The sequence below is a fragment of the Sutcliffiella sp. NC1 genome (genome assembly GCF_027594365.1).
Taxonomy (GTDB): domain Bacteria; phylum Bacillota; class Bacilli; order Bacillales; family Bacillaceae_I; genus Sutcliffiella; species Sutcliffiella cohnii.
Window position 1 is genome coordinate 415,805 of the sequence record NZ_CP115153.1, and the last position, 15,750, is coordinate 431,554.

The 15,750-nt window shown below is 35.5% G+C and carries 15 protein-coding genes; 12 read left to right on the top strand and 3 right to left on the bottom strand.

Annotated features, from left to right (window positions below; genetic code table 11):
* Positions 1–3: 3 nt before the first annotated feature.
* Both O1A01_RS02125 and O1A01_RS02130 read left to right on the top strand, forming a co-directional pair.
* Positions 4–975: a DUF4179 domain-containing protein gene (locus tag O1A01_RS02125; RefSeq protein ID WP_270065449.1), complete on the top strand. Its 972-nt coding sequence runs from the start codon at positions 4–6 to the stop codon at positions 973–975.
* Positions 976–1,070: 95 nt separating this feature from the next.
* Entirely contained in the window at positions 1,071–1,370 is a 300-nt protein-coding gene (locus O1A01_RS02130; protein WP_066420346.1) for a hypothetical protein, read from the top strand.
* 418 nt (positions 1,371–1,788) lie between these two features.
* Here the strand turns inward: O1A01_RS02130 and O1A01_RS02135 are convergent, their stop codons facing one another.
* The gene (locus O1A01_RS02135; protein WP_066420347.1) at positions 1,789–2,142 is read right to left on the bottom strand and encodes a hypothetical protein; all 354 of its coding nucleotides are present in this window, start codon (positions 2,140–2,142) and stop codon (positions 1,789–1,791) included.
* A gap of 521 nt (positions 2,143–2,663) precedes the next feature.
* Here O1A01_RS02135 and O1A01_RS02140 point away from each other — a divergent pair.
* Complete coding sequence (locus O1A01_RS02140; RefSeq protein ID WP_066420348.1) at positions 2,664–2,846, top strand: hypothetical protein; 183 nt, start codon at positions 2,664–2,666, stop codon at positions 2,844–2,846.
* A 165-nt stretch (positions 2,847–3,011) separates the two neighbouring features.
* Here O1A01_RS02140 and O1A01_RS02145 read toward each other — a convergent pair whose 3' ends face one another.
* Positions 3,012–4,955, bottom strand: a complete 1,944-nt coding sequence (locus tag O1A01_RS02145) for an endonuclease MutS2 (protein ID WP_066420349.1) — start codon at positions 4,953–4,955, stop codon at positions 3,012–3,014.
* Positions 4,956–5,346: 391 nt separating this feature from the next.
* On the bottom strand, positions 5,347–5,994 hold the full coding sequence (trhA, locus tag O1A01_RS02150) for a PAQR family membrane homeostasis protein TrhA (protein WP_066420350.1): 648 nt from the start codon (positions 5,992–5,994) through the stop codon (positions 5,347–5,349).
* A gap of 144 nt (positions 5,995–6,138) precedes the next feature.
* Here trhA and O1A01_RS02155 point away from each other — a divergent pair, with 144 nt between their 5' ends.
* From O1A01_RS02155 to O1A01_RS02195, 9 genes are all read left to right on the top strand, one after another.
* Positions 6,139–6,693: a DUF1836 domain-containing protein gene (locus tag O1A01_RS02155; RefSeq protein ID WP_066420352.1), complete on the top strand. Its 555-nt coding sequence runs from the start codon at positions 6,139–6,141 to the stop codon at positions 6,691–6,693.
* A 145-nt stretch (positions 6,694–6,838) separates the two neighbouring features.
* Positions 6,839–7,663, top strand: a complete 825-nt coding sequence (locus tag O1A01_RS02160; protein WP_066420354.1) for a VOC family protein — start codon at positions 6,839–6,841, stop codon at positions 7,661–7,663.
* A 20-nt stretch (positions 7,664–7,683) separates the two neighbouring features.
* Positions 7,684–8,439 (top strand): MerR family transcriptional regulator, encoded by a 756-nt coding sequence (locus tag O1A01_RS02165; RefSeq protein WP_066420356.1) that lies wholly within the window; start codon positions 7,684–7,686, stop codon positions 8,437–8,439.
* A gap of 507 nt (positions 8,440–8,946) precedes the next feature.
* Entirely contained in the window at positions 8,947–10,290 is a 1,344-nt protein-coding gene (locus O1A01_RS02170; protein WP_066420357.1) for a GH1 family beta-glucosidase, read from the top strand.
* 288 nt (positions 10,291–10,578) lie between these two features.
* Positions 10,579–11,871 (top strand): ABC transporter substrate-binding protein, encoded by a 1,293-nt coding sequence (locus O1A01_RS02175; protein WP_270065450.1) that lies wholly within the window; start codon positions 10,579–10,581, stop codon positions 11,869–11,871.
* Positions 11,872–12,070: 199 nt separating this feature from the next.
* Positions 12,071–12,988 carry a carbohydrate ABC transporter permease gene (locus O1A01_RS02180; RefSeq protein WP_270065451.1) on the top strand — a complete coding sequence of 306 codons (918 nt, stop codon included), beginning with the start codon at positions 12,071–12,073 and terminating at the stop codon, positions 12,986–12,988.
* Between the two features lie 11 nt (positions 12,989–12,999).
* Positions 13,000–13,848, top strand: coding sequence for a carbohydrate ABC transporter permease (locus O1A01_RS02185; protein WP_270065452.1), 849 nt, complete (start codon positions 13,000–13,002; stop codon positions 13,846–13,848).
* A gap of 135 nt (positions 13,849–13,983) precedes the next feature.
* Positions 13,984–14,586, top strand: a complete 603-nt coding sequence (locus tag O1A01_RS02190; RefSeq protein ID WP_066420372.1) for a YesL family protein — start codon at positions 13,984–13,986, stop codon at positions 14,584–14,586.
* A gap of 39 nt (positions 14,587–14,625) precedes the next feature.
* The gene (locus tag O1A01_RS02195; RefSeq protein WP_066420705.1) at positions 14,626–15,633 is read left to right on the top strand and encodes a LacI family DNA-binding transcriptional regulator; all 1,008 of its coding nucleotides are present in this window, start codon (positions 14,626–14,628) and stop codon (positions 15,631–15,633) included.
* Positions 15,634–15,750 lie beyond the last annotated feature (117 nt).

Sequence of the window (15,750 nt, forward strand, 5' to 3'; positions counted from 1 at the left end):
CAAATGTCTATTTTCAAAGAATTAAACGATATAAAGCTAGATGTGAGTGAGTTTGAAGAGACGGCGCTATCAGAGCATGAAGAAAAAAGGTTGTTAAAGCGGGTAAATCAAAAACTTACGCCACGAAAAACTAAGAGGAAATGGCTAGGTGTTAGTATGGCGCTTGTAGCTGCTACAATACTCAGCATCTCGTTGACACTTGATAAAGGAACGATTGCGAGTATGCCATTTGTAGGTAAACCAATTGAGGAATATATAAATGAAATAAATACACCAGACTATTCTCCATACAAAACAGCTATTGGGGAAACAACAGAGAATGATTTAGGTAAATTAACGTTAAATGAAGTAATGATGGATGATCAAAAATTATTTTTAAGTGCAACGTTTGAGCCAGCTGAACATGTAGAGTTTGATTATCAAACGGTAATTACGCCTAAGGTAAAAATAAATGGGGAAGACTACACATTTACTACTGGTTCTCAATCCATCGAAATAAATAATGAAATGTTTGCGATTTATAATGATATTAAGTTTACTCAACCGATTGCAACAGAAAACGTTACAATCGAACTTAGTTACGATACATGGGATACAACTACTGCTGTAGAAGAACCGTGGACATTTCAAACAGTAGTATCTCAACAGAAATTACTTGCAGAACAGAAAATTTATGAAATGGATAAAGAAATGACATTAAAAAATGGAGAGATTGTTACCATTGAAAAGGTTGTAGCAACACCGATATCGACTACTATTTACTTCGATTTATCTCAAAGTAGCACGGAAGAAGTTAACTTTAGAATTGAATCTGCTAATGGAATTGTTCATGAAGGTGGAACATCTTATCGGTCGAATGAGAGTGGAGAAATATCCTATACAGAATATGTTTCATTAGGAGAAGGGCATTATTTCTTAGTAGCGTACAATGCTAATGACGGTACTGTATTGAGCGAACCTATTCCTATTAACTAAGTAGAGAAAAAATGCGCTGTGATTGGACAGTGCATTTTTTTGTTTTAATCAAGTGTATTCTATGAGATATAATCAAATATAAAGGGGAGGTTGCTATGAAAAAGATTGATGAACACTTCGAAACAACGATGGAAGCTTGGGGCATGATGCAAAAGACTTCTGGTGATGAAGGGGCAGAATGGGCGGAAAGATTTGAGCGCTATTTTTATGAGTTTATTGAGGAATTAAAAAAGTGGTGGATGACTCTAGATTCAAAACCGACGACGATAGAAGAACTGGAAGAGTTACCAGAAATAAAAAAGTGGATGGACAAAATTCCTGCACCAGTACAGCTAAACTTTTTAACAGAATTAGAGGATATGTTGGAAGGTGTAGATTCAGAGCGATTTGATTAGTCCATTAAATAACATGCTCAGTACTTAACAAGTAGTTCAGTTTTGGTGTACAAAAACTAAAAATGTATTATAAAATGAGCATCAAATTGCACTATGATTTGATGTTCTTTTTTTATTGTGATACCAACGTTTACTACGGAAATGCACTTTGAAATGCGACTAAAAATGTAGACTAATTTGCAAGGATGAAATAAATATTGTAGGCTTGCAAATTCGATTGCAGATTAAAGTACAAATACGGTGTTTTAACTATTACCAAATTGATTTATAGGCAATAAAAAAAGAACTTGGCTTATATCCAAGCTGTCACTCGCTGTATTGTTCTTCTTCTACAATCGCTCCAATTATTTGAAGAAGATAAATGACATTAAACGACGATTACACCATTTACTTGAACATGGGCTTTCACACCATAAAGTTAGATTATTTTACAAATAGTTCGCGTAGTTCCCCAAAATATAAAGCGGTATACAATTGCAATAATAAAAAAAATATAAACAAATTCAAAAAGAGAGAAGGGCTCATAATCGATTGAATATGAATTAGCAAAAATTAACATTAAAGACAATAAATCAATTAAAGATTTTTTAAATCCATTTTCCTTGTACAAGTATTTAGTTTTTTTGAAATTAAATACATCTTTTAATTCCTCACTAAAAAATCCTTTGACTAATCCTAAACTTATTAAATAAATTCCCATAGCAGGTCCATAAGCCATATTCATAAGCTGTGTTACAACACAATAAATTATGGTGAACAAAAGTAAATACATTCTACTCTTCTCCTTTTTTTTATTAATACAGCTAAAAGACCTTCTCTACATTTTGCCCTTTAATGGAATAAGAAAAAATTTCATATCTATATAATACCACAAATTTCCCAATTATCTTTTAATTTACAGATGATAATACAATTACATACTCATTTTATAAGAAAATAGTGGTGCAATTTTAAATTAAAAAGTAGTCCATTTTGGACTACAATTTATAGTTTTGTACTCCAAAACTGAACTACTTAAGTACTTAATACTGGGCTTTTTTTACTAGAAAAAGTACTTTATCCACAACGCTAGATTAACCATATGTAATCCCTTTCAAACTTATCCAATAAGAAGCTAGTTTTCCCACAGCTTTATCCCCAAAAATGTAGTTGATGGCGGTTATCCACATGCGTTTTATTGAAAAAATTAAATAAGAATCGGATTTATCCACACAGATGGCTCATGCTTGATGAAACATATTTAAAAAATAATCGTATTTATTAGACAGGGATATGAAAAGGGAGGGTTTTTCTATGGAAAACGAAAAATGTCTTAAGTGTGGTAATGCTGAATTTGTAGAAGCGACAGATTATATGCCGTTAAAACCAAGCAAATTATCTGTCAGTGGTGCAAATAAAATTTTTACTTTTTGTTTACAGTGTGGAGAAGTGCAGTCTATTCGAATTGAAAATACCGAAATTTTTAAAAGAAAATAAAGTCATGCTCTACAAAGAGGAGGCTGGGACAAAACTAAAATGGTCATGATAAAAAACGAACAATTGCAGAATTTCCGGAGCGGGTTATTTGCACTCTACTATTTTTTGTTCGTTTTTAACTTTTATAAAAAAAGTTGTGTCCCAACCTCTCTTGAGTTTATAGAACTAATTCTCCTCTTCTAACGAGATGCCTTCTACATATTTCCGGTTCATGTCTTTTTTCGTTTTTCGGTATTCTTTACTTTTGAAAATGATGTCAAAATCATAGTCGGGTGGATAAAGCTCTTTTGCTGCGATTTTTAATTCGATTCGTTTGTAATTAATCGTTCTTTTTTCTCCTTTTACTTGAACGATGTAATCGCCATGATCATTTGGTCCTTTGTAAACGATCCCTGTTTCACTAGTTGCAAGTAGGATGACGTTATCGCCTTGATTATATAACGTAACCTTGGAATGTAATGCTTGCTCCTGAGGTTTTTTCTTCAAATTCGTTCGAGCATATTTATTTACAATGATTTGCTTCTGATAGTTCGGCGTTTGCAGTTTCTCATCGTCTACATTTTGATGAAAATCTTTAAATTGTTGATATGCCTTTTCATGCGCACGTTCGATTAGTGTTGGATGCATTCCTAATTTGGCTGCAATGTCAAACGCTTGACTCTGACCACTTTTGCCGAGTAATAATCGATAAGTAGGCTGTAATGTATTCAAATCAAACTCCATCGAACCGTTTAAAAAGCCTTCTTTTTCATCAGCGAACTTCTTCATTTCACTATAGTGCGTAGTGGCAAATAAAGTTGCCCCTTTATCATATAGCTGTTCTAAAATAACGATTGCGAGTGCCATTCCTTCCCGTGGATCTGTGCCGGAGCCGAGTTCATCAATTAAGACGAGAGACGCATCGTTCGTTGTTTGCAAAATATCAATAATGTTCACTAAGCGCGAGCTAAACGTACTTAAGTTTTGTTCTATACTTTGACCATCGCCAATATCGACAAAGATATGTTGGAAAATGGCAATCTCGCTCTCCTTTTTTGCAGGAATCGGAAGGCCAGCCTGCGCCATTAGCGTTAAGAGCCCTACTGTTTTTAACGTAACCGTTTTACCGCCGGTGTTCGGTCCGGTAATGACAAGAGCTCGTTCTTTATCACCAAACGGAATCGTAAGAGGGACAGCATTGCTTCCAAGCATGGGATGGCGCGCTTCTTTTAAATGTATGAGGAACTCTTCATTGATGATAGGAATTTCTGCTCTTATCGTCTGACTGTACTTCGCTTTTGCGAAAAGCACGTCATAATGATGCATTGTTTCAACGGCAATGATGATCTCTTGCTCGTGTTCAATGAAAAGTTGTGTAAGTTCGTATAGGATACGCTCTACTTCTGATTCTTCTGCAAGCTTTACTAATTCTATTTCTTCCTGAATGGCACTTAATTGTATTGGTTCCATGAAAAGGGTAGCTCCTGAAGCGGACGTATCAAGCACAGTTCCTTCTATCTTCTTCCGATATTCTTTTTTTACTGCTAGGACGTAGCGACCGTTTCGTTCGGAGACTGTTGTATCTTGCAAGTAAGGTGAAATTCTACCACTCTTTACTAATGATTGCGCCTTTTCTTTTAACTTTTCGTAATGGTTTGCTAGTTGTCTACGTAAATAAATAAGATCGCTCGAAGCATAATCGTCGACCTGCCCATTCCGTAGACAGCGACTTATTTCATTTTCTATTGTTGATAAATTTCCGATAGATGCGGCATATATACTCACATTAGGACCTGCATATTCCTTATCTTTCATAAATTGCTTCAGCTTTTGACAATGGTCTAGAAACGAAACAATTCTCGTGAGTTGATCCACTTTTAAGGCGATACCTTTTTTAGCTTGGGTCACGTAATGACCGATATCGTCTAATGAATGAATAGGGACGCTACCACTAATAGAAAGGATGTTCATCGCTTCTTTAATTTCTTGTAAAGAGTGCTCTATTTTCTTCTTATTTTGAGATGGCCTTAATAATGAAATCGTTTCTTTTCCTCTGTTCGTTCGTGCGAATTGTGATATTTCATTTAGTATTTGATAATAACCTAGTGCTTCCATTGTTTGATGGTTCAATGGTAAATCCTCCTTTAATAATAAATAATTTTCATGAGGAATTGTTCAAGGGCTTATGAAAATAAATAAGCCGCCATGAACAAAGCGCTCATGACGGCAAAAGATAAACCTTGGGCATGTAATAGTTTGCCAAGGTTTTTAAAATATAAAAAAACCATAGGCAAACATACATCACCATGGTCTATTTTTGATAGGTATGATGCGTGTTCTTAACGTTCCAAAAGAAGCCATAGTGAAATAAACATAGCCTTTGCTATATTTTTGCTTCTTCCAGTTATCCAATTATGGATTAGTCAAGAACCACCGATAACATAAACTTCTACTCCTTTTTAGAAAAGGTTTTTTCCTTACTCTTCCTTTATATCCTATTCTTGTTTTATAAGTCAAGTCACTAAATAACATAAAAATAAACACATAAAAAGTGAGCGAAACTGCCTAGCAAAATATATAGGTGGAAAATTTCATGGAAGCCCCAATTTTTAAAGGAAAGGAAACTTGGTTTTACCGCATAAATAATGCCTCCAACTGTATAAATAAGACCGCCAGTTACTAACAAAATCATTCCTTTTGTACCAAGGGCTGAAGCTAAAGGACTTGCTACCGTTATAATAATCCATCCCATTGCTATATAAATGCTAGTAGATAACCACCTTGGACAGTTAAACCAAACTAATTTAAATAACACACCACATATAGCTAGGCCAACAATAATTGTAAACATGATCCATCCAGTTGTCCCACTTAAACTTATTAAACAAAAGGGTGTGTACGTTCCAGCAATTAGGATGAAAATCATCGAATGATCAATCCGCCTTAAACTGGCAATGACTTTCGCATTACTTTGAACAAGATGATAGATAGTAGAAGCAGAATATAAAAAAATTAAACTTAATCCGAACAAAATGACCGTAAAAAGTTGAAGTGGCGACCCGTTATTACTAGCTACTTTAATGACCATTGCAAGTAATCCTATGAACGACAGAACAGCACCTACTAAGTGAGTATACGTATTAATTGGTTCTCTAACATAGATATTCAAGTTTTATCACCTCTGTATAATGGTATGTAGTTTTAATAACTACTTGTAAATATAATATATACTATATCACGTCGTCAACTATTAACCTTTTGTTTTTTTATGATAAAATGGTGACAACTACTTTTATGGCAGAGGTTAAAACAAATGGAAAATATACAAGCGTTTTTGGAAGAACTAAAGCTCGACAATAAAATTAAACTAGAAGACATCCCGACAATTGATCTTTATATGGATCAAGTTATCCAACTGTTCGATCATTCTTTTTCAAATGGAAAAGAAAAAACATTAACAAAAACGATGATCAATAACTACGCAAAAGCTAAACTTTTTTTCTCTGTACAAAATAAAAAATATACGAAAGAACATATCATTCTTATGAGCTTAATCTATCAGTTAAAAGGGACTTTATCGATCAATGATATTAAGGCTACATTAAAGGGAATAAATGAAAAAACGGTAGAAGAAGCGTTTGATCTTGAACAATTTTATTCTGCTTATTTAGGAATAGTTGACCAAAACGTCGACCGTTTTAAGGAAGACGTTTCAGAACGAGTGAAAGAAGTATCACAAGTTATTGGGGAAGATACGAAGGACTCAAAGCTTATCCATAACACTTTGCTAATTGCTTCCCTTTCACATATTAGTACGCTGTATAAAAATGCTGCGGAAAAATTAGTGAGAGAAATGGAAGAGGATTAGAATTATAAGTTTATATGTAGTTAGCGCTTGTATGATTTCAAGCGCTTTTTTTATTTTTTTCTAAAAAGTGAAAATATATTATTGACATTAAACTAGGTTTAACCTTTATCCTTAAGTTGTAAATAATTTTTAAAGGGGTGTTTGTATGTACCGTTGGGATGGAGGATTTATAATGGTGGAGCCTGAAAACTTTGACAAGGCAGTTCAATGGTATGAAGAGATGCTAGGGTGGAAGTGTTTAGATAAAGTAACTTCCTGGGTTGGAAGAAAAGCATTTATGAAATTACCACGATCTGGGGTTGTTACTATTAAGTCGTTTGAAGGAGAGTATGACCACTTTTATCCTGCGAAGGCGGAAGGAAACGTTAAGCTTGGATTTGCTACGTACAATCTGGACGAGACTTTACGGTATTTAGAGGATAAAAATGTGAAATTTACCGAAATTAAAGCGTTACCGAATGGGCAAAGGTTTTGTGATATTTTTGCCTATGAAAATACGAAACTAACCATTGCTGAGGAGTCTAGAGGAGAAGATAAAACAGAATACCCACCATCTGGCATTGTAGGGTTTGGAACAGTTAATACTATTATTTATGTAACAAATCCGGAACTATCAGCGGAGTGGTATAAAAAGCATCTAGGGTTTGACATTGTGGAGGTAGATGAGGAAAAGGGGTATGCACATCTACGAACAGAAGATGCATATGACAGAAACGTATTGGATCAATGTTTTTGGGACAATATTTGGCTACTAAAAACAAACGAAGTAGTAGAAAAACCGAATGACAATAAGGCAAGAACGTATTACGATATTCGACCAGAAGTTTTCTTTAAGGAATATAATAAATTAATTAAGAATGGTGTTAAACCTTCAGAAATTGCAGGTGATCCAATAAACGGTTGGGGCGGTTTCCATATTTACGATCCGGATCATAATCGTATTAATGTTTGGTCTTATACTGCAAATTAAAAATGGCTGGGGAGGTATATATGCATTTCACTATACAGGAATTTTCACTTCGAACAGGATTACCTCCTAGTAAGCTTCGATATTATGATAAAAAAGGGTTGTTAGAACCGTCTACTAGACTAGAAAATGGATATCGAGCGTACACACCGGACCAAGTTCATCTTGCTAAACTGATAGACTCGTTAAGGCAAGCTGATATAGCGATAAAAGACATAAAGCGATATTGTGATGCAAATGAGTTAGAAAAAAAGACAATGCTCGAACAGTGGAAAAATGACTTAGATAGAAGGATGGAAGCTATTATCGCGGCTCGTAAATATGTAGGTGGGATAAAAGCAGAAAACACCCACACGTTACTACTATCAAAGTGGGAAAAAGGGAAAAATCTTGTTTGGCAAAAGTTCGAGGCAGAACGAATACCACATCCATTCAAACAATATTTTAGTATAGCGAAAGAACGGTTTTCTGGACAAGTAGTTTCAGAGTTTGTTTATGTAAGAACAGAAGCGATTACTTCGAATAAAATAATCGGAGAAATTGGCTTTGAAGTAGACACCAACTTTTCTACAGTGGACAGTGAGAATATTCGACTTGAACGAATTCCACCTTCTTTATTTGCAGTGTTAGAAAATTGTCGAGCAGATGATGCTTTCCTATGTTTTTCTTATATTCAAGTTGTCATTCGCTATGGCTTCGAACCAGCGGATAATAAATTGGAAAGATACCGAAATATCGCAGCGGAAAGTTATGATTACTTCATTCCAATCGTAAAGTGAGGGGGACTAGGGAAACTGTACTTAAAGAAGGTTGCTAACTCTCCTAAATTCGAACATTTCCAATTTTTGTGTTGACGAGGGACCTGTCCCTTCGTCCATCTTGAAAAATTTTGACGGTTTTTATGTGGATGAACTATTAATTAATGGGACAGAGAAACCACGTCCTTTGTAATAATTACTCGAAGATGCTGTAAATGAATGGAGTCCTTTCTCTAAGGAAGGGCTTTTTTTATGTAGTTCATAATTTTTAAAAAAATAGTTGCGTTTACATTAAAATGGACTTATAATGAATTTACGAAAGCGGTTTCAGTAATATTGAAACTGAAGTAATACAATTTTAAAATGAAACTGAGTATATAATAATAAAAAGGTAATACGAATGCTTGTGTAAACTAGTAATATATTTTTTTGATAGTTACGAAAGCGGTTTAGTAAACCTTTTAATTTTTCCAAATTACGAAAGCGGTTTAGTATATTTTTTTATCTACTTATGAAAGGGGTTACATCATGGCAATTATACAATTTCCAAAAGATATGAAGTGGGGAGTTGCGACTGCTTCTTACCAAATTGAAGGTGCTGTTAAGGAAGGTGGAAGAGGACCTTCTATTTGGGATACATTCTCTAAAACACCTGGTAAAGTGGTAAATGGTGATAATGGAGATGTCGCTTGTGGCAGCTATTATAAATACGGCGAAGACATAGAAATAATGGATGACCTTGGTGTCGATTATTATCGTTTCTCTGTTGCTTGGCCAAGAATTTTCCCTAATGGCACAGGGGAGGTAAATCAAGAAGGATTGAATTACTACCACAATCTAGTAGATAGATTACTAGAAAAGGGAATAGAGCCAATGTGTACACTATATCATTGGGACCTACCACAGGTGATACAAGATAATGGTGGTTGGGATAACCGCGAAACAATTGATGCGTTTGTAGAGTATGCGGACTTAATGTTCAAAGAGTTTGAGGGGAAAATCAAGTATTGGATTACATTTAACGAACCTTGGTGTGTATCGTTTCTATCAAACTTCATCGGTGCTCATGCTCCTGGAAACAAAGATCTTCAGTTGGCGGTGAATGTAGCACACCATTTACATGTAGCGCATGGGAAAACGGTCATTCGTTTTAGAGAATTAGGAATGGAAGGAAAGATTGGATACGCTCCAAATGTGGAGTGGAATGAACCATATAGTGATAAACAAGAAGATATTGATGCATGTAACAGAGCGAATGCATTCTTCATCGATTGGTTCTTTGATCCAGTATTTAAAGGGTCCTATCCGCAATTTATGGTTGATTGGTTTGCCACGAAGGGCGCTACATTAAATATCCAAGATGGGGATATGGAGACTATTAGCCAACCAATTGATTTCATCGGCATTAATTACTACACAGGTAGTGTTGGAAGATATAAAGAAAATGAAGGTTTGTTCGACCATGAAAGAGTGGACACAGGCTACCAAAAGACGGATATCGGCTGGAACATTTACCCTGAAGGCTTTTATAAAGTGTTAACACATATTAGTAAAACTTATGGGGATGTACCAATTTATATCACGGAGAATGGATCTTGTTATAACGACGAGCCTGAAAATGGACAAGTGAAAGACGAAAGACGTACAGAGTATTTGAGACAGCATTTAGTATCTTTACATCGTGCAATGGAGAATGGGGTAAATATTAAAGGTTACTTAACTTGGTCTCTATTAGATAACTTTGAATGGGCAGAAGGATATTCTATGCGTTTCGGGATTGTTCACGTAAACTATCGTACACTCGAACGTACGAAAAAAGATAGCTTCTATTGGTATAAACAAACGATAGCAAATAACTTCTTTGAAGTATAAATTCTGTTTTTAGTGTGTTAACTCGGAGCGCCTAATCATCATACGAAAAATTGTGGCGCTTCGAATTATAATAAGTTTTACTAAAGCGCTTTAGATGCGATAAAGCTTTTCAACTAATAGTAAGCGCTTACCATATAGGTGAGACTACAACAGGAAGTATCTTTCACACAATTTTAAGTCTTATCTATAACAGAGCCTAGTCTTTTAAGGAGGTGAAGAAATAGAGCAGTAATTAGATTTCTTGTCATAATAGTTTTTTTATAATAATTTTCCAGGGGGGAAAACAATATGAAAAAGTTTTGGAAACTTGCAGCATCATCAGTTTTAGCTGTGTCTTTATTAGCTGCTTGTAATAATAATGATGGTGGTACAAACGCAGGTGATGATACGTCTACTGAAAAAATCGGTAACGGTGATGTGGAACTAGTATTTTGGGAGTTCGGTAACACTGGATACGATAAATTAATTGAAGAATATGTAGCAGATAATCCGCATGTTTCAATCAACCTTCAAAATAGTGATATGAACGACTTACATGACAATCTATTTACATCTATTTCTGCAGGTTCAGGTGCACCAGATATTACGATGATTGAAGAAGCACAAATTGAGAGATATCGTAACGCGGAACACGCATTTGCAAACCTTTTCGACTTTGGTGCAGCTGACATCTCAGGGAACTATCTTGATTGGGTATGGCAAAATGGAGAAAATGCAGCTGGAGATTTCTTATTCGGACTACCAACGGATATCGGTCCAACAGTAATGTTTTATCGTACAGATGTTTTTGAAGAAGCAGGCTTTGACTCTTCACCAGAAGCTGTATCAGAATTGATCACTACTTGGGAAGATTTCGAAAACGTAGCAAAAGAAATTAAGGGAAAAACTGGTAAAATGATGACGGACGCTGGAGAGCTTGTTTTCAACGCGAGGCGTGACCAAGCTACTCAACAGTATTTCAATACGGATGATGAGTTAATTATGGATGAGCACAACCAAATTAAAGACGCGTTTAACTATGTAGCAGATTTATTTGACCAAGGCCTAGTTGGAGATATTCCATTATGGACTCCAGAATGGTTCGGAGGTATGGGTGAAGGTACGTATGCAACAATGTTAGCTCCAGCATGGATGCAAGGTGTAATTAAAGACAACTCCCCTGAAGAAGGTGTTTGGTCTATTACAACAATGCCAGAAGGAGCAGGTAACTGGGGTGGATCTTATCTAGCAGTTCCAGCTGAATCTGATCATGCAGAAGAAGCTTATAAATTTATTGCTTGGTTAACAGCTCCAGAACAACAATTAAAAGCATTCTTAGGATACGGTTTATTCCCATCTGCACCGGCTGTATATGATATGCCTGAGTTTATGGAATATGAAGATGCATACTTCGGCGGAATTGCAACTGCACAAGTATTCTCTGAAGCTGCACAACAAGTAGAGCCAGTTTACAAAGGTAGATTATATTACCCAGTAGATGATGAAATGAAACAAGCACTTGATAACGTTTCTGCTGGTAGCGATCGTGATGAAGAGTGGAAAGCAGCACTTGATAGAATTCAACGTATTTTAGACAGATAATATAGTTCATAGGGTGTGGCAACTTGTTGTCATACCCTATTAAAAAATAATCTTGTTGGTTCGGATTTAACAACTTGTTTCGAGAGTGACTCCTATCACTTTTAACCCTTGAGGTGTTGTGAACAGATATAGGGCATTCTCGAAAACCAACAAGAGGTTTTCAATATTTTAAATCTTATTTCCGTTAGGGGGATTAAAGGTGGCTACGACAAAAAAGTCTAAAGGTTTAACTGAGAAAAAGCGTACTGCTTTATCAGCATATTTATTTATCTCTCCATTCTTCATCTTATTTGCTATCTTTGGGTTGTTCCCGATGATATTTAGTTTCTATTTATCTTTCTTTCGCTGGGATGGCTTAAATGCGATGGAGTTTAATGGGTTTAAAAACTTTTCATTTATTTTTAATGATCCTGTGTTTTTCTCTTCTATAAAGAACACGTTCCTTATTGGAATTATGGGAACCGTTCCACAAATCGTAGCAGCATTATTAATTGCCTTTGCACTAAACTCGGTATTATTACGCTTTCGTAATACGTTCCGCACGTTAGTTTTCTTACCGTATATTACATCGATTGTATCTGTAGCTATAATATTTGGACTTATTTTTAATAATCAACCTTTCGGATTCGCTAACTATTTTTTAAGTTTCTTTGACATTGAGCCAATTCGTTGGAACGCGGATTATTGGCCAGTTAAAATTGCCATTGCGACCATGGTATTTTGGAGATGGGTAGGATATAACACAATCATCTTCTTAGCTGGTATGCAAAGTATTCCGAGAGAATTATATGAAGCAGCAAAAATTGACGGTGCAACAGTTGGTCAGCAAATTCGCCTGATCACATTACCAATGTTGAAGCCAATTACAATGTTTGTCGTGTTTACAGCGACAATCGGAAGTTTACAGCTATTCACGGAACCATTGATTTTCTTAGGAAGAGGCTTACGTGAAGAAGGTATTACAATGGTTGCTTACCTTTGGAGAGACGCGTTTGTGTATAACTCCTTCGGAACAGCTTCTGCAGCGGCAATTGTTTTATTCTTGATCATTATTACGTTAACAGCTATTAACTTACTAATTACAAATCAACTTGGACGTTCGAAAAAAGTTAGCTAGGGGGGATAAAAATGGCAGGAAAAAGAGAAGTAGGAGAAGGGAAATTCTCACCTAAAAAATTACTAGTATATGTAAGCTTAATCGTTGGTTCCTTAGTTTCCCTCTTTCCGTTTTACTATATGTTCGTAATGGCTACACGTTTAAATAGAGAGATTAACCAAGTGCCGCCTCCATTTACTCCGGGAAAACATTTGGTAGAAAACTTTCAGAAAGTATTAAACAGTATTGATTTCTTTGGAGCGATGTGGAACTCCTTCTTCGTAGCAACGACCGTAACGTTAGGGACGCTATTTTTAAGCTCACTGGCCGGGTACGCGTTCGCGAAGCTTGATTTTAAAGGGAAAAGCATATTGTTCGGGATGATTTTAGTTACAATGATGGTACCACCACAATTAGGTTTAATTCCACAGTATTATATCATTACGACGTTAGGTTGGTTGAATGATTTTAAAGCGATCATTATTCCAGGTCTAATTAACGCTTTCGGTATCTTTTGGATGAGACAATATATTAAAGATGGTGTACCGTATGAAATTATCGAAGCGGCAAAAATCGATGGCTGTTCTAACTTCCGTATTTATTGGAATATTGTAGTGCCAATGATATTGCCAGCATTCGCGACGTTAGGAATTATCGTGTTCATGGCTGTATGGAACGACTTCTTATGGCCGCTAGTAGTGTTAAGAGATCCATCGATGCATACGTTACAGGTTGCGTTACGTTCATTAAATGATGCGCGATTATTGGATTATGGTATGATTATGTCTGGAACATTCTGGGCGACAGTGCCGTTATTAATTGTATTCTTACTATTCAACCGTTTGTTTATCCAAAGCTTATCTGAAGGTGCGGTTAAGTAATGGGCAAAGGATACAATAGTTAACAGAAACATTTAAATTAGAAGAGTTAATAATCTATTTACCATATAATAGGGTTGGCTATAAAGCGAGTATATAGTTTTTTAGCTGACCTTATCATTTCGAGGTGAAGCAAAGTTGGGGAAATTAATCGTTCAAATTGCCGAGTTCATTTATAAGTTTATCGCACTCAATATATTATGGGTATGTTTCTTTCTATTAGGACTAGGTGTTTTTGGTTTTATGCCTTCAACCGTAGCGCTATTTCGAGTGGTGAGAGAATGGATTAAAGGCGAAAAAGACATATTTTTATTTAAAAACTATTTTAAGTTTTATAAACAAGAGTTTTTCCGTTCTAATATTAATGGTGCAATTTTCTTACTATTATTTTATATTATTTATGTAAACTTCACGTTTGTTTCATATTTTTACGATGAATCTATACATTTCTTCATTTATTTATTGATTTTTGGAGTTTCTGCCATTGTAATAATGACGTTTGTCAATTTGTTTTCTGTGATGGCTCATTTTGAGTTTAAAACATTGCAGTATTTGAAAGTAGCAGTTGGATTAGTATTTGCTAGCCCAATTAATACGATGATGCAGTTAGTTTGGTTAGTTGCTTATTTCTTAGTCGCAATTAATTTTCCTAAACTATTTATCTTAATCGGTATTAGTGTTTTTGCATATGTACTTATGAGTATCAACTATTCCGTTTTTAAAAAATATAATGCAGTATAGCTTATCAACTACGTTATGTAGAAGAGAGGGGGAGAAAAAATGGCCACGATATATGATATTGCGAAAAAGACAGGCTACTCGATCAGCACTGTTTCTAAAGTGTTAAATAATCGTTCAGATGTAGGAGAAAAAACGAAAAAAATAATAAATCAAGCAGTAGAAGAATTAGGATACTTCCCAAGTTCTAGTGCCAGAACATTATCAACAAAAAAATCATGGACGATTGGAGTCGTATTCGTCGAGGACTCCGGAATTGGCATGGAGCATCCTTTCTTTAACGCAGTGATTGAAAGCTTTAAGAAAAACGCTGAGAAAGAAGGATATGACCTTCTTTTCGCTTCCAGTAAAATTGGAAAAGAGTCAAAGCCATATTTAGATCATTTTATGTACCGAGGAGTAGATGGGGTAGTTGTCGTTTGTTCCACGTTGAATACTCCAGATATAGAAAAACTAATGGAATCGGATATTCCATCAGTCGTTATTGATTTAGATACTAGGGGAGTAAGTGTAGTATTTAGCGATAACCTCCATGGCAGTGAACTAGCAGTCGGCTATTTGTATTCATTAGGACATAGAAAAATAGCACATATTGCTGGTAGCGAGGAATTGTACGTTGGTGTTCAACGTCTGAAGGGATTTACGCAGGCGATGGAAAAGCACGGACTTTCCGTTCCTAAAGGATATGTAGTAGATGGCGGTTACTTTACGTATGATGGTGGAAAAAAAGCGATGGAAAAGCTTATAAAACAGAAGGATCGACCGACAGCTGTTTATGTAGCTGGGGACTTGATGGCAATTGCAGCGATCGATGCGATTAAGGAGAATGGTTTAAACGTTCCAGAAGATATTTCTATTATAGGTTTTGATGATATACAAATGGCTCGTTATATTACTCCCGCCCTAACAACCATTCGGCAAGATACGAAGTTGATTGGGAAAACAGCAGCAAATATGTTGATTGATCAAATGAATAATAAAAAGAAGCAGTTTATGTCCGTGAAGATTCCGGTCTCACTTGTTCAGAGAGATTCTTGTAGACCAATATAAATATATTGGTCTACGATACTTTTATTTTTTCATTGTTTACGAAAGCGGTTTCGTAACTTTTTCATAAAGTAATAAATTGAGTCTAACACAGCTTTTATTTTAAAAAGAGGGTGATAA